The organism is Allolucifera butyrica, from assembly GCF_900476375.1.
Classification (GTDB): Bacteria; Bacillota; Negativicutes; order Sporomusales; family UPPP01; genus Lucifera; species Lucifera butyrica.
Genome location: NZ_UPPP01000058.1, coordinates 68,024 through 87,176, shown reverse-complemented (window position 1 = coordinate 87,176; position 19,153 = coordinate 68,024). Strand labels below are relative to the sequence as shown.

General features: G+C 46.8%; 16 protein-coding genes. 3 read left to right on the top strand and 13 right to left on the bottom strand.

What is annotated here, in order from left to right:
* From LUCIF_RS04755 to LUCIF_RS04715, 9 genes are all read right to left on the bottom strand, one after another.
* Positions 1-975, bottom strand: a complete 975-nt coding sequence (locus LUCIF_RS04755) for a transketolase family protein (RefSeq protein WP_122626730.1) — start codon at positions 973-975, stop codon at positions 1-3.
* Positions 972-1,820 (bottom strand): transketolase, encoded by an 849-nt coding sequence (locus LUCIF_RS04750; RefSeq protein WP_122626729.1) that lies wholly within the window; start codon positions 1,818-1,820, stop codon positions 972-974. The genes LUCIF_RS04755 and LUCIF_RS04750 overlap by 4 nt, the downstream gene beginning before the upstream one ends.
* 49 nt (positions 1,821-1,869) lie before the next feature.
* A complete protein-coding gene (locus LUCIF_RS04745; RefSeq protein ID WP_122626728.1) occupies positions 1,870-3,126 on the bottom strand; it encodes a phosphoglycerate kinase in 1,257 nt (418 codons plus the stop codon).
* Complete coding sequence (locus tag LUCIF_RS04740) at positions 3,111-4,139, bottom strand: type II glyceraldehyde-3-phosphate dehydrogenase (protein WP_122626727.1); 1,029 nt, start codon at positions 4,137-4,139, stop codon at positions 3,111-3,113. Before LUCIF_RS04740 ends, LUCIF_RS04745 begins: the two co-directional genes overlap by 16 nt.
* 23 nt (positions 4,140-4,162) lie before the next feature.
* Positions 4,163-5,392, bottom strand: a complete 1,230-nt coding sequence (locus LUCIF_RS04735) for an NAD(P)-dependent malic enzyme (protein ID WP_370744757.1) — start codon at positions 5,390-5,392, stop codon at positions 4,163-4,165.
* Between the two features lie 275 nt (positions 5,393-5,667).
* Positions 5,668-6,615 carry a sugar ABC transporter substrate-binding protein gene (locus tag LUCIF_RS04730; RefSeq protein WP_122626726.1) on the bottom strand — a complete coding sequence of 316 codons (948 nt, stop codon included), beginning with the start codon at positions 6,613-6,615 and terminating at the stop codon, positions 5,668-5,670.
* A gap of 137 nt (positions 6,616-6,752) precedes the next feature.
* A complete protein-coding gene (locus tag LUCIF_RS04725; protein ID WP_122626725.1) occupies positions 6,753-7,754 on the bottom strand; it encodes an ABC transporter permease in 1,002 nt (333 codons plus the stop codon).
* Positions 7,751-9,271 carry a sugar ABC transporter ATP-binding protein gene (locus LUCIF_RS04720; RefSeq protein ID WP_122626724.1) on the bottom strand — a complete coding sequence of 507 codons (1,521 nt, stop codon included), beginning with the start codon at positions 9,269-9,271 and terminating at the stop codon, positions 7,751-7,753. The genes LUCIF_RS04725 and LUCIF_RS04720 overlap by 4 nt, the downstream gene beginning before the upstream one ends.
* A gap of 354 nt (positions 9,272-9,625) precedes the next feature.
* Positions 9,626-10,651, bottom strand: coding sequence for a LacI family DNA-binding transcriptional regulator (locus tag LUCIF_RS04715; RefSeq protein WP_122626723.1), 1,026 nt, complete (start codon positions 10,649-10,651; stop codon positions 9,626-9,628).
* A gap of 254 nt (positions 10,652-10,905) precedes the next feature.
* On the opposite strand from LUCIF_RS04715, the gene iolG reads away from it, so the two are divergent.
* From iolG to LUCIF_RS04700, 3 genes are all read left to right on the top strand, one after another.
* Complete coding sequence (gene iolG / locus LUCIF_RS04710) at positions 10,906-11,922, top strand: bifunctional inositol 2-dehydrogenase/D-chiro-inositol 1-dehydrogenase (protein WP_122626722.1); 1,017 nt, start codon at positions 10,906-10,908, stop codon at positions 11,920-11,922.
* Between the two features lie 96 nt (positions 11,923-12,018).
* Positions 12,019-12,957 carry a sugar phosphate isomerase/epimerase family protein gene (locus LUCIF_RS04705; RefSeq protein WP_122626721.1) on the top strand — a complete coding sequence of 313 codons (939 nt, stop codon included), beginning with the start codon at positions 12,019-12,021 and terminating at the stop codon, positions 12,955-12,957.
* Between the two features lie 72 nt (positions 12,958-13,029).
* Entirely contained in the window at positions 13,030-13,935 is a 906-nt protein-coding gene (locus LUCIF_RS04700; protein WP_122626720.1) for a sugar phosphate isomerase/epimerase family protein, read from the top strand.
* A 103-nt stretch (positions 13,936-14,038) separates the two neighbouring features.
* Here LUCIF_RS04700 and LUCIF_RS04695 read toward each other — a convergent pair whose 3' ends face one another.
* The 4 genes from LUCIF_RS04695 to LUCIF_RS04680 all read right to left on the bottom strand — a co-directional run bounded on the left by LUCIF_RS04695 (position 14,039) and on the right by LUCIF_RS04680 (position 19,107).
* On the bottom strand, positions 14,039-14,863 hold the full coding sequence (locus tag LUCIF_RS04695) for a C1 family peptidase (protein ID WP_122626719.1): 825 nt from the start codon (positions 14,861-14,863) through the stop codon (positions 14,039-14,041).
* Positions 14,864-15,018: 155 nt separating this feature from the next.
* Positions 15,019-16,191 carry an iron-containing alcohol dehydrogenase family protein gene (locus tag LUCIF_RS04690; protein WP_126720576.1) on the bottom strand — a complete coding sequence of 391 codons (1,173 nt, stop codon included), beginning with the start codon at positions 16,189-16,191 and terminating at the stop codon, positions 15,019-15,021.
* 72 nt (positions 16,192-16,263) lie between these two features.
* Complete coding sequence (locus LUCIF_RS04685) at positions 16,264-17,472, bottom strand: PucR family transcriptional regulator (protein ID WP_122626717.1); 1,209 nt, start codon at positions 17,470-17,472, stop codon at positions 16,264-16,266.
* 117 nt (positions 17,473-17,589) lie between these two features.
* Positions 17,590-19,107, bottom strand: a complete 1,518-nt coding sequence (locus LUCIF_RS04680; protein WP_207856988.1) for an amino acid permease — start codon at positions 19,105-19,107, stop codon at positions 17,590-17,592.
* Positions 19,108-19,153: the final 46 nt, after the last annotated feature.

The window sequence follows — 19,153 nt, the reverse complement described above, 5'->3', positions numbered from 1 at the left end:
TTATTTACCCTTTCTTGCCAATGCCTGCTTGGCTTTTTTCACTATTTCGGCGGCAGTTAAGCGGTAGGTTTCCTTCAGATAATTTAAGGGACCCACCTGGCCAAATTGATCCTGCACGCCGACTCTCTCCAGCGGCACTGGAATATTTTCCCCGATCACTTCGGCTACGGCCGAACCTAATCCGTTGATTACGCTGTGGTTTTCCGCCGTGACAATGGCTCCGGTTTCTTGCGCACACTGTATTATCAATTCCCGGTCAACCGGTTTTAAGGTAAACAGATTGACTACTCTGGCGGCAATTCCCTCCAGCGCCAGTTTATCGGCCGCATCCAAGGCTTCTTTCACCATAATCCCGCTGGAGAAAATTGTCACATCGTTCCCGGGGCGTAAGGTGACTCCTTTGCCGATTTCAAAGGTAGAACCTTCGGCATATATTTTTACCGCATTCTTTCTCAGCAGCCGGATGTAGAATACTCCATACCTTCCTGCCGTCTGGACTAATAAATCTTTTAACATGACTGTATCGACCGGTTCAAGAATCGTTATGGAGGGAATATTTCTCATAATGCCCATATCCTCGAAAGGCATATGGGTTCCGCCGTTGAACGCAGCGGTTACTCCGGGGTCACTGCCCATGATTCTTACGTTCAATTGGGCGTAGGCGCAGGAAAGGAAGATCTGGTCATAGCATCTTCTGGTTGCAAAGGGTCCAAAGGTATGCGCAAACGGAATCTGCCCCGTCGCCGATAATCCGGCTGCAATGCCGACCATATTCGCTTCCTGGATTCCTACATTAAAGGTTCTCTCCGGATATTTTTGCCAAAACGGCGTCATGCCCATGGAGCTCATAAGGTCCGCGTCCAGCACAACCACTTTATCGTTTTCGGCCGCCAATTGGATTAAGGTCTCACAATAGGCATCCCGCATCGCTTTTGTCTCGGTACCAAACTTGTCTGCCAATTTAATTTTACTCATACGTTCACCACCCTAGCCAGTTCAGCTTCCAGTACCGCCAATGCTTCTTCCATCTGGGCCTTGCTGATTTCCATGTGATGATTCTTCAGCTTACCCTCGGCAAAGGAAATGCCTTTTCCTTTTATCGTATCCAGTACGATCACGGAGGGCCGCCCTTTCGCCGCCTTGGCTGTTTCAATCGCTGCATAAATTTTTTCAACATCGGCTCCGTCAACTTCCTGAGCATCCCAGCCAAAGCTGGCAAACCGGGCGCCAATATCACCACTGCCATTGATATCACAGGTATATCCGTCTAATTGCTGCTTGTTTGCATCAACAAAAGCGATTAAATTGTCCAACCCTTTGTGTCCGGCATAGGATACCGCCTCCCATACCTGCCCTTCCTGGATTTCGCCATCACCTACTATTAAATAAGTGTAACTGTCAATTCCATTCAGCTTGTTTCCTAAAGCAACACCGACCGCCGTTGATGCACCCTGCCCCAAAGAGCCGGTTGTCATGTCGATACCGGTAGTTAAATTCCGGTCACAGTGGCTGGGAAAATGGGTGCCCGGGGTATTAATCGTCAGCAGCTCTTCCAGCGGAAAGAAGCCTCTCAGACCTAGCGCGGCGTAAATTGCCGGCCCTGCATGCCCTTTGGAAGATACCAGCCAATCCCGTTTTTCCCATCGCGGGTTTTTGGGGTCTATCTTCATCACGCCGCCATAAAGTACGGCTATGGTATCGGCTATGGACGCCGCCCCGCCTATATGGCCGAAGCCAAGTGTTCCCAGGGCTCTCACCGTTTCCATTCTGATTTTCAGAGCAAAAATTTTTAATTCTTTTACTTGTTCCTTGCTTACCATCTTACACCTCCAAATTGCAGCAAAACTAAAGAGAATGATTCCCTGCCACTCATTGATGATAGGCCTTACGCATAGCCTTGATTAAAGGCAGTTCCCGGCCGGACAGAAACTGAACCATCGCCCCGCCGGCTGTACATACATAACTGATTTCTTTTAGGTCGATATATTTCTGCGCCGCACTGACCGTATCGCCGCCGCCGATAACGGAATATCCCTTGGCTGCCGCTATGGCCTGCCATATTTCCTTCGTGCCATTTTCAAAGATTTTATTTTCATAGACCCCTGCCGGTCCATTCACAAAGATCGTCCCGGCTTTTCCTAGGGTCCCGGCAAAAGCCCGGATTGTCTTGGAACCGATATCCAAAAGCGGCTCCTCGATCGGTAACTCTTCGATGGAAATTTCTCTTCTTTGACCCTCTTTTTGATAAGCCAGATCTAGGGGAATCCTGATTTTATCCGGGTATTTGGCTAAATATTCTTTGGCCGGCTCAATAAATACATCCAACGAACGTTCCATAATAAATTTTTCATTGGCTTTACCGATTGAATAGCCTTTGGCCATAAGCATTACATTCCCGGTTACCCCGGCAGTCAAAATCATATCCGCCGTCCCATTTTCCAGTACCTGTTTCATCATGCCGAAAGCATCGGAAATTTTCGCCCCGCCAAGTACAAAAACTGATGGTTTATCAGGGCATTCCATTACTTTGGTGAGCGCCGACAATTCTTGCATCATCAGCAGCCCGCCGGCAGTGGGAAGCAGTTCTGGAAAGGCCACCAGGGAAGGGGCATTTCTATGGGCGGCGGAAAACGCATCATTCACATAATAATCGGCAAGAGGCGCTAAATTACGGATTAAATACGTATCCAGCATTGCCGCCGGTTCTAATTTAACGGCATTTTCAAAGGTTGAAATCTCTTCGGTCAGATACCGCAAGTTGCCAAGCAAGACCACTTCCCCCGGTTTTAAGCTTTTTACCGCTGCCTGGGCGGCCGGACCGGCCACATCATCAATATATTGGATGGGGATTCCTAATTTGCCGGAAAGCTTTTCGGCATGCTCCGCCAGGGGAATCAGGTTTTCATAATCCAGGGTGTCTCCCTGGTGAGCCAGGATCGCTATTTTGGCTTTTCGCTCCAGAAGATACTGCACGGTAGGTATACTCATCTTGATTCTATTTTCACTGACTATTTTTTTCGTTTCCCGTTGAATGGGAGAATTAATATCCAGCCGTAAGAGTACTGTCTTTTCCCGATAGTCGAATTCATCCATTCCTCTTATGCCAAATTCTATTTTTTCAGCCATTTTCCTAACCCCAAATAGTTATTAGTTGCCGCCACGCCGGCTGCTTTGTCTGTCTGCATGCTCGTCGCCGCCCGGATTGCATCCATGTTTTCCGGAATGACGACGGCTTCCTGGGGAATGTTGATGACAAACATGATGTCATTGCCTGATTCCACCACCGAATCTTCCCATACGGCAATTTCGTACATGTCGCCCCGGGGATTGCCCAGATCTCTTGCATACCGGAACAGGGACGCATTACCCAGGAACCCTTCGGACAGGCTTACGACCCGTATTCTGGGATGTTTGCGGAAAAAGGAGAGTGTTTCTGCTTTATTGATCTTTTTCTTGGTGGTGGCAACAACGGAAATGATATGTCCATGCGTTACCGGGGTATGCACCAGGATCCCCGTTGCATTGACATGCGGCATGATTGTCATCAAGTCCAATGCCTGATGGCTCGGCGCTTTTTCCACCTGCAGGGCATTGGTCAGTCCCCGGTGATAATCCCCTGGATCGGCGACCCGGCGGATTATCGTGATCGCAACTTTTTCCACGCCCACTTCCCGGTCCAGACAGTCAACCGCCCGAATCAGCCCGGTTGTATTACAGGACGTAAGTTTTAAAAATTGCTTATCAATTCCCTTTTCATAGTTGGCATACCCGTGAAAAAACACGTCAGCCACACTATTCTTTTCTCCGCCCTGAAAGATTGCCTTTTTATTATACTTGGCATAGATTTCTTTGTTTTTTGCTCCCACTCCAGCACTGGTTGCATCTAACATAATATCTACTTTTTGCACCAGTTCTTCCAAGGTACCGGAAACCGGAATGCCGGCCTCGGCAAACAGGGTTTCATTTCCCGGCAGGGCATTATATAAATTATAGGGCATCCCTTTTTCCTTTAAGGCTCTTACGGCCAGTGTGGGGGAAACATCCGCAACGCCTACCAGTTCCATATCCTTTTGTAAGGCTACGCCGTCGGCAAGCCGCTGGCCAATTACGCCGTATCCGGCAACTCCCACTTTTATCATCGTAGTATCCTCCACTTTTCTTTTTATTTTTGCAATAATTTCCGGGTGTGTTCAGCCACCCATTCCGGGGTCACTTCTTTATTCCGGGCAACACCCGTTTCGATGGCCGCTTGGGCGACATAAGCGGCCACCTTCGGCGCAATTCGTAAATCAAACGGTTTAGGAATCACGTAGTCTTCGTTGAGTTCTGCCTCGCTGATAATCGCCGCGATCGCTTTGGCCGCCGCAATCTTCATTGCGTCATTAATCTCGGCCGCCTTCACATCGAGCGCACCCCGGAATATTCCAGGAAACGCCAGAACGTTATTAACCTGATTAGGATAATCCGACCGGCCCGTACAAACGATTCTTGCGCCTGCCTGCTTGGCTAGGGCCGGTAAAATTTCCGGATTGGGGTTCGCCATCGCCATGATTATGGCATCCTGATTCATGGCTTTGACCATTTCCGGGGTTACGCAATTGGCGACCGATACGCCGAGAAACACGTCCGCTCCTTTCAGAGCTTCAGCCAATGTTCCCTTAACCTTGCCCTTGTTGGTGATCCTGGCCATTTCCTCCTTATACGCGTTCATGCCCGCTGTTCTGCCCTCATAGATGGCACCTTTCGTGTCACATAAAATCGCGTCTTTAATTCCCAGCTTTAATAATAGCTTGGTAATGGCAATCCCGGCGGCCCCGGCCCCGTTCACGACAACCTTTATATCTTCAAATTTCTTGCCGATTACTTTTAGAGCATTCATGATGCAGGCGGTAGAAACGACTGCTGTTCCATGCTGGTCATCATGAAAGACCGGAATGTCGCAGATTGCTTTCAACCTTTCTTCAATTTCAAAGCATTCCGGCGCTTTAATATCCTCCAGATTAATCCCGCCGAACGTAGGCTCCATTAATTTTACGGTTTCAATTATTTTTTCGGCATCCTGCGTGTTCAAACAGATCGGAAAGGCATCGACACCGGCAAATGCTTTAAACAGCACCGCTTTCCCTTCCATTACCGGCAGGCCCGCTCCCGCGCCGATATCGCCAAGTCCTAATACGGCGGTTCCGTTGGTAACAACGGCGACCCAGTTGCCTTTTGACGTATAGTCATAGATGGTATCGTAATCTTTGTGTATCTCCAGACAGGGCTCCGCCACCCCCGGAGTGTAAGCAAGGGTCATATCTTCTCGCGTTTTTACAGGCACTTTGCAATGCAGGGCAATCTTCCCTTCATTGTCCTTATGAAACTTTAGAGCGGCTTCTCTTAAATCCAAAGTATTCATCTCCCAATATAAAAATGCCCCAACCATAATGGCTATTGACTGTATATCCATTAGCAGGTTGTATTCCACTTTTCGCATTAGTCAATTTTAAGCAGAACCCCTTAGACTAAGAAGGACCTCCCCTAATAAAGCAGCTTCCAGGGGGTTATGAAGTACTTTTTCGAGGAAGTCCAACTTATCTAACCCATCAATGCGTAAATTTCCCGGCTATATCTCGACGATTCCACTTTTCGCAGTTTGCTGTAAATCGATGATAATGTTCAAATTTATTTCAAGTATTTATCGACATTCTCTTTGGTAATGGATTGGAAGGGAATAATCACTTCCTTAGGCGGTTTTTCCCCTTTCATTAACTTCTGGATCACTTCATACCCTTTGGCAGCCTGACTAGCCGCATCCTGGAAAATGCTTTGGGACATCTCATTCCCTTTAATTGCATTTAAGGCATCTTTCGTACCGTCAATGCCGGAAATCATTACACCCTGCAAGCGGTTGGCAGTCTTTAAGGCTTCGAGTGCGCCAAGCGCCATTTGGTCATTGGCGGCAATAATGGCATCAAAATGGGGGAATGTCTGAATCCAGTCTTCGGTTATTTTCATTCCTTCCGCTCTGTCATAGTTGCCGGATAATCTTGCCAGAAGCTTAACATCGGGTCTTTTGTCGAGCAGCGCTTCTTTAAATCCTTGCCATCTTTCGGTTGAGTGATATAATCCGTTAGTTCCCTGGAGATAAAGAATTTGGGCGTTTTGCGGCAGCTTGTCTTTCATAAATTCGCCTTGCATTTTCCCGGCATCATAATTTTTGGAGCCAACAAAAGTATAATCACCGCCGTGTGACTGGATTCCCAGGGCGATTACCGGAATTCCCGCAGCATTAGCCTTTTCTACCCCCGGTACAATTCCTTCATAATCTACAGGAACAATCACGATGGCGTTTACTTTTTGAGCGATAAAATTGTCAATTTGGTCTAATTGTTTATTAATATCATTGTTGGCATCCGTAAAACGGACTTCGAGATTCGGATCTCCTTTGGTGTACTTTATGAACGCATCTTTTCTACTCGTACAGAAAACATCTGTATCAGCGAGGTTGGTATACCCTACTACAAATTTCTTGGCGCCTTTCGAATTATCTGCTCCCTGGGAAGAACCACAGCCGGCAACCACGAATAAAGCCAGTACCAGAACCAGAAGTAACCCTACCGTTCTTTTCATAAAAGTACCCTCCTTTAAATTGTGAAATAGCCCTTTTCCCCAAAATCAAAAAGCAAATCATATCTGGGTTGTTCGAATATCAATCCCCCCTTTCGAGGTTAATTCGAGAGAGAACTATATCTATACAGTAAGCGCCGCTATACTTTTTTCTTAACCTTCGCCGTCTTTGTTTTAACGTCCAATATGACAGCCACAGCTATGATGGTACCTTTAACAATTTGCTGCCAGTAAGAATTTACGCTCATAAGATTTAATAGATTATTGATAACACCAATGATCATTGACCCGATCAGCGTACCTACAATCGTCCCGGTTCCGCCCATTAAACTTGTACCACCGACAACAACAGCCGTAATCGCATCAAATTCATACCCTACTCCGCCCGCCGGCTGGCCGGAATTAATACGGGACATTAGAACAATACCAGCTATAGCCGCTAAAATTCCATTGAAAATAAACGCTTGTCTTATTACTTTCTTGGTATCAATCCCGGATGCAGCAGCCGCCTTTTCATTCCCGCCAACAGCATATATACGCCGTCCGAACTTCGTTCTATTCAAAAGTCCCCATGAAACAATCAGACAAACAATGAATATTAAGATTGAAATAGGTATCGGACCGATTGAACCTTGGCCAATTACATTAAAATTGCCTAAATTGGATACGGGAACCCCCTTGGTATATAGCAGGATAGCCCCTCTCGCTACGGTAGTCATGGCCAGGGTCATAATAAAGGATGGGATATTGAATTTGGTAATAACAAACCCATTCAGCATACCAACGGCAATGCCAATTATAATCCCGGTTAAAACAGCAAGCGCTAAGCTATGGGTCATAGACATTACGCTGGCAGCCATTGTGCCGGTTAATGCCGCTACGGAACCTAACGAAACGTCAATTTGCGCTAAAATAATAACGAAGGTTACGCCAAAAGCCAGCAAACTTATTACAACCTGTTGTTTTAAAACGTCCGTTAGATTTGCAGTCGTTAAAAAATACGGACTAACTAAAGAAGCAATCATCACCAGTCCTATAAAAATAAGGATTGTACCATACTTGCTGTAAATGCCGGCAAATCCTTTTTCCTTTATTTTGGCTAGTATACCGTCTTCCGGGTTCCTTATTTTACTTAGGTTCATCCTATTTTACCTCCCGTAGCCAGGATCATAATTTTCTCCTGGGATGCTTCTGCTCGGTTTAATTCCCCTGTTATTCTGCCTTCCTGCATTACGATGACCCGGTCGCTCATTCCCAAAATTTCCGGCAATTCGGAAGATATCATGATAATGGCCAATCCTTCCTGAGCGTACTTGCACATTAACTTGTGGATTTCTGATTTGGATCCCACATCAATGCCACGGGTTGGTTCATCCAGTATCAGAACCTTAAGGTCTCCCAGCAGCCATTTGGCAAGAATTACCTTCTGCTGATTGCCGCCGCTTAGGGTATTTGCTGCCGCATACAGCGAATGAACTTTTATCTTCAGCATTTTTATCATGTTCTTGGCGGTCTCGGCTTCCTGCTCTAAATCGATAAACAAGCCCGGAGCAAACTTGTTTAGATTCGTCATTGAAATATTTTCCAGAACCGATCTGCACAATACAAGCCCGTCGGACTTTCTGTCTTCTGATAACATGGCTACCCCTTTTTCAATAACGTCCATCGGTTTCCTTACCTTGATGGGGCTGCCTTCCAGAAGGATTTCGCCGGAATCAATTGGATCAAGCCCAAAGATCGCCCTGGCGACTTCCGTCCGGCCCGCTCCTACTAGTCCGGCCAGTCCCAGAATCTCTCCCCTTCGCACCCGGAAGTTGATATCCTTAAAAAGCCCATCTCTTGTTAAATTTTTTACTTCCAATACGGTTTCTCCAATTTCAGCCGGGTCTTTAGGAAAGATATTGGAAATTGTCCGGCCGACCATCAGGGAGATCAACTTGTTTTCATCGTAATAACCGGCATGATTGGAATCAACATATTGTCCATCCCGGATTATGGTAATATCGTCGGCAATTTGGAAAATCTCGTCCATCTTATGCGTGATATATATAATGGCTACCCCGTTTTGCTTTAGGTCGCGTATTTGATTGAATAGCATTGTCACTTCCGTATCAGTAATCGCTGATGTCGGTTCATCCATAATGATCAACGATGCGCCGCGGGAGATCGCCTTGCTTATTTCGATTAACTGCATGCCGGCAACACTGAGTTCCCGCATCTTCATATACGGGTCATATTTCAGCCCCAGCCGGTCAAGCAATTCCTGGGTTTGTTGATAGAGTTTTTTGAAATTTACAAATATATCCAAGGAAGCGAAATTATAAGTCGGCTCTCGATCCAAAAATATATTTTCAGCAATTGTCATGTCGAGAATTGGACTTAATTCCTGATGGATCATGGCAATACCTAGATTTAATGCCGATTTGGTATTTTGATGATCCAGTTTTGTACCTTTGAAGTAAATTTCACCACCATCAATTTGATGTTCGCCGCTTAAAATCTTCATCAGTGTGGATTTACCGGCTCCATTTTCGCCGACAAGCACATGGACTGTGCCCGCCCTGACTTTTAGATTTACCTTGTCTAATGCTAGAACTCCCGGAAATATTTTGGTTATATTCTTCATTTCCAGTACATACTGATTCTCTTGTTCACGCATAACCCTCTTGAACACCTCCCAGTATATTTTTTGAAATAATGATTTCGCCGGCAAACCAGTGCAAAAATCCCTCCCCCTTAGTTACGCTAAATAAAGATGTCTTGCGCAAGCCTACTATAAATGCATGAAAATTAAGATAACTATATTTTTAAAATAGGTATATAATATACGAATTCCCTCTTTTCTACGATCACGTGCTCTTTGAAGAAAAAAAATAAAATTCATCAGTTAAAAATCTATCCCGGATATAGTAATTTTTGAATTTGCATTATTCCAAGGTCAGAGCACGTGCTCGTTATGAGTAAAAATATACCTGATACTTACTTCAAAGTAATCTACTTAGAATCAATCCGTTTAAGCCAGGTCAATATTTTCTTTTAGTCTAATATCAATCGCCGTTTTAATATGCTCGGCTTCAGGGCTTTTGTTAAAAAATAAATACTCGAACAGCACCTTCGTGCTTTTATATCCCTGACCGAACAGGTCTTGGCCGATCGTAAAATTAATAACACCTTCTTTAACCAGTTCAACGATTTCAGGATATAAATCAAAACTAATAATTTTAATTTCTTTCGTTTTATTCATAAGTCTTACTGCCTTGCCTACTTCATTAACACTGCCGCAGGTAATATATATTCCATTCAGATCATTTACCGTCTCCAGCAATGATAATGTTTTTTGAAAGGCAACAATTCTCTGCTCATAGGTCTCAATCGTTTCAATAATTTCAATACCGGGATAACTGTCGGTGATTACTGTCTCAAACGCGTTTTTCCGTTCACTTGAGCACAATAGATTGTGAGAACCGGTAATAACAGCTACTTTACCCTCTCCGTTCAAAATCTCTCCCATAAGTTTCCCGGCCACCCTGCCGGCCATCATCATGTCCTGTCCTACAAAACATAACCGTTGGCTTTCCGGTATATCCGAGTTAATGGTTACCACCGCAATTCCTTTATCTATCAATTCATTAATGGCGTTTTTGATACTTACATCATTTAACGGACTTATGATCACGCCGGCAATTTTTTTATCTTTTAAGAGATTAATCGCATTTACTTGTTCTGCTGCAAAATTATTCGTTAAATAATACTCAATTTCCAGGCCAAAATTTTTCAATTCTCCGTATGCCTCTTCGATGCCGGCTTTTATTTCTTCCAGAGCATCCACTTTTAACAATACTACCGCGATTACTAACGGTTTATTTTGACAGGCCAGCGCTTTCCCAATGATATTGGGTCTATAGCCTAATTCATTGATTATTTTTTTTACCTTTTTTCTTACTTCATCACTAACGCCGTCTCTATCATGCAGCACCTTATCTACGGTTGCTCTGTGCACACCGGCTATTTCAGCTATTTGCTTGAGAGTTACCTTCATTTTATTCCCTTTTATATCCTTTCCAGTGTCAACGATCACGTGCTCGTATTTTTTGTCTGCTTATTTTTAACTTTACGTCATTATTTTTGTGATGTCAAGAAGGAATTATCTGAAATTTACTAAAAATCTACGTTTTTCAAAAATTGCGATTAAAATCATTGACACTCTATTAGCATGTACTCTATAATTTAAAACAAACGATCACGTGCTCGTAAATTTCCAAATTTATTTTATATAAGGAGGTACATATCATTATGACATTACAATTAGGGGTTATCGGTACAGGTGCTATTGGTCGAGATCATATTCACAGAATTACCAACAAATTATCCGGTGCTAAGATTGTTGCCGTAACAGACGTTAATTCCGAACAGGCTCATGCTGTGGTTAAAGCGGAAAATATTAATGCCAAAGTTTACAAAACAGGCCATGATGTTATTAATGCGTCAGATGTTGATGCCATCTTAGTAACTTCCTGGGGCCCTTCTCATGAGGAGTTTGTCTTGGCATCCATTGCTGCCGGTAAACCGGTTTTCTGTGAAAAACCCCTGGCCACAACGGCAGCCGCCTGCAAGCGGATTGTTGATGCGGAGATTGCCCACGGTAAACAGCTGGTCCAAGTCGGCTTCATGCGCCGTTATGACCAAGGGTATCGCGCTTTAAAAAAGGTCATTGATAACGGCCAGATCGGTGAGGCACTAATGGTGCACTGCGCCCACCGCAATCCCTCGGTTGACAGCACTTACACCGGCGACATGGCTCTTACGGACTCTTTTGTTCATGAAATCGATGTTTTACGCTGGTTATTAAATGATGATTATATTTCCGCTCAGGTTATTCTGCCGCGAAGAACCCGCCTCGCTGATAAAAATTTGCAGGACCCCCATTTTGTCTTATTAGAAACCAAACAGGGAATCCGGATTGATGCAGAAATATTCGTCACCTGCAAATATGGCTATGACATTCAATGCCAGGTTGTAGGAGAGACCGGTACGGCCAATCTGCCGGAACCGCTAAGTGTGCTTATGCGTAGTGAAGCAAAACTTTCCACTGAAATTCTGACAGATTGGAAGAAACGTTTCCTTAGTTCCTATGATAGTGAACTTCAAGAATGGATTGATTCTACCATAAAAGGGGAAATGCATGGTCCTTCAGCCTGGGATGGTTATTTTGCTTCCGTGACCGCCGACGCCTGCGTTGCGGCTAAACATTCCGGTAATATAATTCCCATCACGATGCCCGAACGGCCGGCGTTTTACGCTAGAAAATAGCGCTCCGCCGATCTTAGACCCGTAGCCTTTAAAATCATACCTTTGCGCAGGGCGTAAAGGTCCTGCTTAGTACAAAATACGGAGGAGATACCGAATATGAAACTTGCAATATGCACCGATGTATTTGCCGACCTGTCCTTCACGGACATGCTTGACAAAGTCAAGAGCCTTGGTATCGACGCGGTCGAGATGACTGCGGGCGGCTGGGGCGCAAGAAAGCACGTGAACACCGCAGAATTACTGGCAGACAAAGGCAAACTGGCTGCTTTCAAGGCGGAGCTGGAGAAGCGCGGCATGCGCATCTCTGCCCTGAACACCTCCTGCAATCCAACTTGGCCCTCCGAAACGGGCAAGGAATACGCTGCATCCATGTACGACTGCGCAACTCTTGCAGGGAAGCTGGGCGTGAAGAAGCTGGTCGCAATGGCAGGCCTGCCGGCGGGCGCACCGGGCGACACTACCCCGAACTGGATCACATCTACCGTGTCTTGGCCGGACTTTATGGCGCCTGCTTATGAATATCAATGGGAAGTTACCATCAAGTTCTGGCATAAGTTCATCGCGCACTGCAAGACCTGCGGCGTTGAGCAGATCGCAATTGAGGAGTTTCCGGGGACCATGGTTTGGAGCGTGGCAACCTTGCTCAAGCTGCGTAACGCAACCGATCCTATGCTTGGCATCAACCTCGATCCATCTCACATGATTGTGCTTGGTGCAGATCCGATCGCAGCAGCGCGCGCGCTGAAAGGCTGCATCTTCCACGTACACGGCAAGGATGCGCGCATTGAGCGTGGTCTGGCAGACGTCAACGGTCTGCCAGAGCCCAAGCCGGTAACGGAATCCGCGGAACGCATCTGGAACTATGTTGCTGTTGGCTGTGGCAAAGATCTGCAGTGGTGGAAGGAATTCTTCTCCGTCTGCCATATGATGGGCTACGATGGAGACGTCTCCCTTGAAATGGAAGACCTCACCATGACCACCGAAGCAGGCGTTCTAACCTCTATCGACGCGCTGCGTCAGACGGTTAGCCAATAAATCAGGAGACGCGGCGTCTCGGGCGTTGCGTAGCGTCTTTTCTTAAAATTTTAACGATAAGGAGTTTTACGAATGAAAATCGCATTTGATGTAGACGTACTGGCAAAACAGATGAGCATCAGCGATATGGTGCATCAGGTGGCAGACTGGGGCTATAAGTACATTGAGCAGTCCCCGCATCCGCGGATCAACCCGTTCTACAAGCACCCTCTGTTCTCTCGTGAGTGCGAAGCAGAATACAAGAAGGCGCTGCGTGAGACCGGCGTTGAAATCTCCTCCTTTATCGTCGTATATCGCTGGAGCGGTCCGACCGAAGAACAGCGCCAGCACGCGGTTGCAAACTGGAAAAAAATTATTGGGATCGCAGTCAACATGGGTGTGCAGGTCATAAACACTGAATTATCCGGCGATCCGAATCAACAGGAAATCTGCAACGGCATGTGGTTTAAATCCATGGAGGAATTGCTGCCGCTGTTTGAGAAGGAAGGCATCCGAGTAGAGGTCCAGTCTCATCCCTATGACTTCTGTGAACTGAACAACGAGACCTGTGATATGGTCAAGTCTTTCCGCTCCGACAACCTCGGCTATGTTTACTCCGCCTCCCATGGCTTCTTCTACGATCAAGGTAAGGGCGATGTGCGCTCCATGCTCAAGTATGCGGGCGACGACCTGACCCATGTACTGTTCGCAGATACCTGGAACCAGACCAAGGACTGCCGCTACATTGTCAATCCGCCATGGCTCAACAGCCGCGGCAAGGCGGACTATACCATCCACCAGCACAACCCGGTCGGCGAGGGCGAAGTAGACTTTGCCGGTATCTTCGAGACCCTGCGCGAAATGGATTTCGCTAATAAGATTTGCAAGGTTGGCGGTGAGTCCATTGCCTGCGTCTCCCTGTTCGGCTACCCCGAGCGCATGGGCGTTGAAGCGCCGCGAACCCGCGAAATGATCGAAAAGGAACTGTTAGGCAGATAATGGCACTATAAAAAAGCTACGAAGCCGGTAAAATGACTTCGTAGCTTAAATTTTTAACTTTCAATACCGACATAACCGGTATTAAAAAATGTGTGTTTCTCATTTACCTGCCGCAATTAAACAGGCCGAAAAACCAATCTAACATTTTACGGAAAAACGATTTTTCCGGTACGCTTCCTGTGCTTCCGGTCCACATATCGGTTACAAGACCGCTGCTCCAATACTTGTATGGCAAATAAAAATACCCTTTGTCTCCCCAGTTTTCTCCCCAGCTATTACGGACAATGGCCCATTCTTTGGCATCGTCATAGCCTACCACCAGAACCGCATGCCCGCCAAGCAGCTCCTCTTTCCAGGTGTTTGGCATTGGCACAATCCCCGTTGCCGCAACCTCGTCGCTTTCAAACGAACTGTAAACGTAAAAGCCAATCACCACCGGCTGCTCTTCGGCCAACGCGGTTTTAAGCTTGGTCAGGCTGGTAACCCGGTGATATTCGCTGATTGTATATTGCTTGGCATCCTCTAAAGCCTGCTCCGTTGGCGGGTCGGTAAACTTGGCAATATCATACGGGTAATCCGTTTCCGGGCAAACCCCTATTGTTTTGAGCACTTTCATGCCATCCCGGATCGTCGCGCCGCTGTCTTCCTCTACCGTTCCTTCCAACAGGCGCTCCTCATAATAGAGGAATAACCGGGATAAGGCTACCCATACCTGTTTTGCTTTCAACAGGAGATACTCCCGTAAACCGGAAGCAATTGCATTGGCTGTGCAGGAGCCGAGTTCACCCTGGTCGACTACCGGACTGCATTGTGCCCTCAGGTCGACCATAGACGGTAAGTCCTTGGCATCTTTATACGTTTTGGCTACATAGAGGTAATCCCGCAGGTCGGGACTATCCGGTTTTAATTTGTAGACTCGTTGTATCAAGCAAATCTCTCCTCGCTAATGAATATTTTTATCTGGTTCAGTTATTCTATATTATGTAAATACAGCGAGAGAAGTTCCTGTCAGCAGAATAAGAAAAACAAGGGCTATAATCCTCTTCCCGGATTTTAGCCCTTGTTACTTTCGACTTTATAAAACTATACTTTCTTTATTCCTAAAGCCCGCTCAACAATCACCGTCAAATCTTCTCCGGTAAGCTGACGCGGACTGTTCGGCAATCTCCGGTACGTTATCGCATCCCTGACAATGGCGTCCACCGCTGTCGGCGGCACCCCTGCCGCCGCTAAGGTTTCCGGTATGCCGATATCCTGTTTTAGCGCCCTCACTGCACTAACCGCCTGTTGGGCGGCGTCCCGGCCGCTCATACCGCTGATATTTTCGCCTAAGGCGGCCGCTATATCGCCAAATTTGGTATAGTCGGCCATGGCGCAATACTCCATTACATAGGGCAGCATAATTCCGTTTCCCACGCCGTGGGCTACCCCGAACTGCGCTCCAATCGGATGGGCAATACCGTGAACAGCGCCTAATCCGGCATGATTAAAACCGATCCCGGCCAGTAAACTGGCAAGAGCCATGTTACCCCGCGCTTCCATATCCTTGCCATTGGCCACCGCCCGCCGCAGATACTTGCCGATTAGCCTTATGGCCTGTAAACAGGCGGCATCGCTCAGAGGATTCGCTTGCACGGCGGTATACGCCTCAATCGCATGGGTTAGCGCATCAATTCCAGTGGACGCGGTTACTGCCGGCGGCATACTGACATGCAGTACCGGATCAACGATTGCAACCTTCGGCGTCATCGACCCATGCGAAATGCCGATTTTTTCCTTGCTGCCGCGGTCGGTCACCACAGCAGCCGCCGTAACTTCACTGCCGCTGCCGGCCGTTGTGGGGATACAGATTAAAGGCAATCCGGCGTTAGCGGTCTGCCGCCGCCCCCGCATATAATCCAATATGGACCCCTCATTTTTCTGCAGCATGGCCATTGCCTTAGCGGCATCAATCGGACTGCCGCCGCCAAAGGCGATGACAATATCTGCGCCGGCGGACTTCAGGACCGCGGCTCCCCGGTCAATCGTCCCGACACTGGGGTCCGCCTCAATTTCGGCATAAATCTGTACCGCAACTCCCGCTTCCTGCAACGACTTTTCAATTTGTCCCAAATAGGGTGAATTCCTGGTAGCTGTCCGGCCGGTAACCAAAAAAGCCTTGGTCCCGCCCAGAGCGCGGCATTCCTGCCCAATCCCGTTCACCGCGCCAACCGCAAAAACAACTTTTGTCGGCATGTTAAATACAAAATCTTTCATTCTCCCGGCTCCTTCCAGCGGATCTTCCTGCTGCACGCAGTTAAACGCCTGCCTTTTATTATCTGATAATCGCTAGACATCCAGTTGCTCGCCAATAATCAAAGCCATTTGTAATGTAACCCGGTCTTGCATATTGCTGAAGTTTTTCGCCGTAATCGTTTCTATTTTTTTGATCCGGTAGGTCAGGGTATTTTTATGAATAAATAAATTCTGCGCCGTCTGAACGGTATTACAATTTTGTTTCAGGTACTCTGACAATGTTGGTACTAATTCCGTACCGTGTACCGTATCGTATTCCATTAATTCCCCCAGCGACTCCTGATAATACGCTTCCAGCACCTGGCTGTCCAAGCCCAGCAGCAATTTATAAACACCAATATCCGAATAACGGTAAACGCCATTTTGGGAATGGGAAAAATCAGCGTATTTCAGGGCCAGCCGCGCTTGTTTATAGCTATTTTTTGCCAACCCGAAATCAGAAAAGCTGCTGCCAAGACCGATATTTAACGTCAACTTAGGAAACTTGTTGCAACAGGCAGTGATTACCTCCCGGGCAATAACCAAGTTGCCGTTTTTATCCCCTTTTTTCCCTGCTTCCTCCGGAATGAGAAAAATCATGGAATCCACGCGAAACATCGCCAGGGCCTTTCGATAATGAATGCTGATAATTTCACGCACCGTCCGCTCAAAGGCTCCCTTTAACTTCATTAACGCTACTTCATCCTGTTCATCCGGCAAAGCCGTTCCAAAATCACTGACCCGGAGAATCCCTACCTGGTGCGGTATGCTTAAATCATAGCCATAATAATCGGCCCGGCGTACAAGCGTCGCAAAGTCACAGCCGGTGTTAAACAAAATATTTTCCAGCAAATCGCCGACTGATTTTTCTTCCATCTGTTTCTTAATAATATAGGCCGAAACATCATAAGTGACTTCCACCAGTCTGACTTCCCAGGGAAGTTCAAAAACGGGAAATTTCAATTCATCCGCCAGTTGAATGACTGACGCCGGGGTTTCCGGAATATAAGGGCCGATATTGATTACCAGTCCGGCCAGTCTTTTTCCGGCTATTCCCCTGACCAGATTTAAGAGGTGTTCCCCGTCTTTTTCCAGTCCCATGCCGGTTATAAATAACAGTTCCCCGCCTTGTACCCACGGCAGTACGTCCGGTAAATCCAAAAAATGAACCCAGTTAACCATTCGGTCCAGACCGTCCCGTCCGGCAATCATTTTTATTTTCCTTAAGGATGGCAAGTTTATAATTTCCTTTAGACTTGGCAAGCGTCCCCCCTCCTTCCGTCCTTCTCCCCGGGGTTTTCTCCGCTATTTTGCCAAATTCCTGCCCAAACAGGCACGGTCTGTTTCAAATAACCTGCCTTATCCATTTCCGGACGAAAATTACCACTCCGTTTGGACCTTGGGGTCGGCGATTGTCTGGGCCTTCCCAATATTAAACCATTTATACAGCGCATACAGACCGCCATACCAGCACGGCGCCACATATAGACCGACCAGATTATCATGGTCATAACTCATTCCCAGCGTCACGGCAGCCATAAATAAAATAACACCGTAGTTAGCATAAGGATAACAAGGCATCCGGTATTTTAGACTGCTTACCTGTTCCGCGCTCAAACTCTTGCGCCATTTGTACTGAATATACATGATAAGGGACCAGGTCCACATACAGCCGGTTGTTGTTATCGCCGACATATAATAAAACACATTGTCCGGGGACGTATAATTCAAATAGACGCCGATCAAACAAACGGCGGCGGAAACCAAAATACCGTTGGCCGGAACTTGATTTTTGGAAAGCTTCCCCAAAAACTTTGGCGCTTCCTTTCGCAGGGCCAAACCATACAGCATGCGCCCGCAGACATACATGCCGCTATTCAGACAGGATGCCGCCGAAGATAAAATAACAATGTTTACAATCGAAGCCGCATAAGGAATCCCAATTTTCTCGAACACCATAACAAAAGGGCTTATTCCCTTCGGTAAAGTATCCCACGGAAAAATCGACAGAATTACGGTGATAGAACCTACATAAAAAATCAGCACCCGCCAGAAAACCTTATCAATCGCCGACTTAAGGGAATGTTCCGCATCGACTGCCTCGCCGGCCGTAATTCCGATCAGTTCCACGCCGGAATATGCAAAAACTACCATGACTAAAGCTTTGGCCACCCCCAGCCAGCCAAAAGGCATAAATCCGCCGTGGGTCCAGAGGTTGGAAATTCCCACCGGCGCACCGCCGTTGCCGGTACCGAAAAGAATCATGGCCGAACCAAACAGCAGCATGACGATAATCGTCACCACTTTAATTAGGGCAAACCAAAATTCAAATTCGCCAAAATACTTAACCGCAATTAAGTTTACTGTTAAGACTACGCCCAGGCAGATAAGCGCGGGAATCCACTGCGCTAAATCCGGGGCCCAATATTTCATATACATGCCGACTGCGGAAATTTCACACATTGCCAAAACAACCCATTGGTACCAATACGTCCATCCCGTAATAAAAGAAGCCAAGGGTCCGCAAAACGCTCTGGCATACCCGGAAAACGAGGCGGCGACCGGATGCTCTACGGCAACCTCCCCCAGTGCCCGCAATACGAAATACATCACCACCCCGCCGAGTGCATACGCCAGGGCCAGCGCCGGCCCCGCCATTTTACTGGCCGATGCCGACCCCATAAATAAGGCGACCCCAATCACCCCGCCAATGGCAATCAATTGAATATGCCGGTTTTTCAGGTCTTTCTTTAAATTTTCCTGTTTCAAATGTAAATTTACCGTTTCCATATACACACTCCTTTGCTTTTCCGAAAATAAAAATAAAAACGCCGGCAAAAAGACGGTTGCCTTTTCTGTCAGCGTCACTGCTGCACCAAAATCAATTAGAATATCCAAAAAGGCGCCGATAAATAGTAAAGACTATCTATCAGCGCCTTTGCCG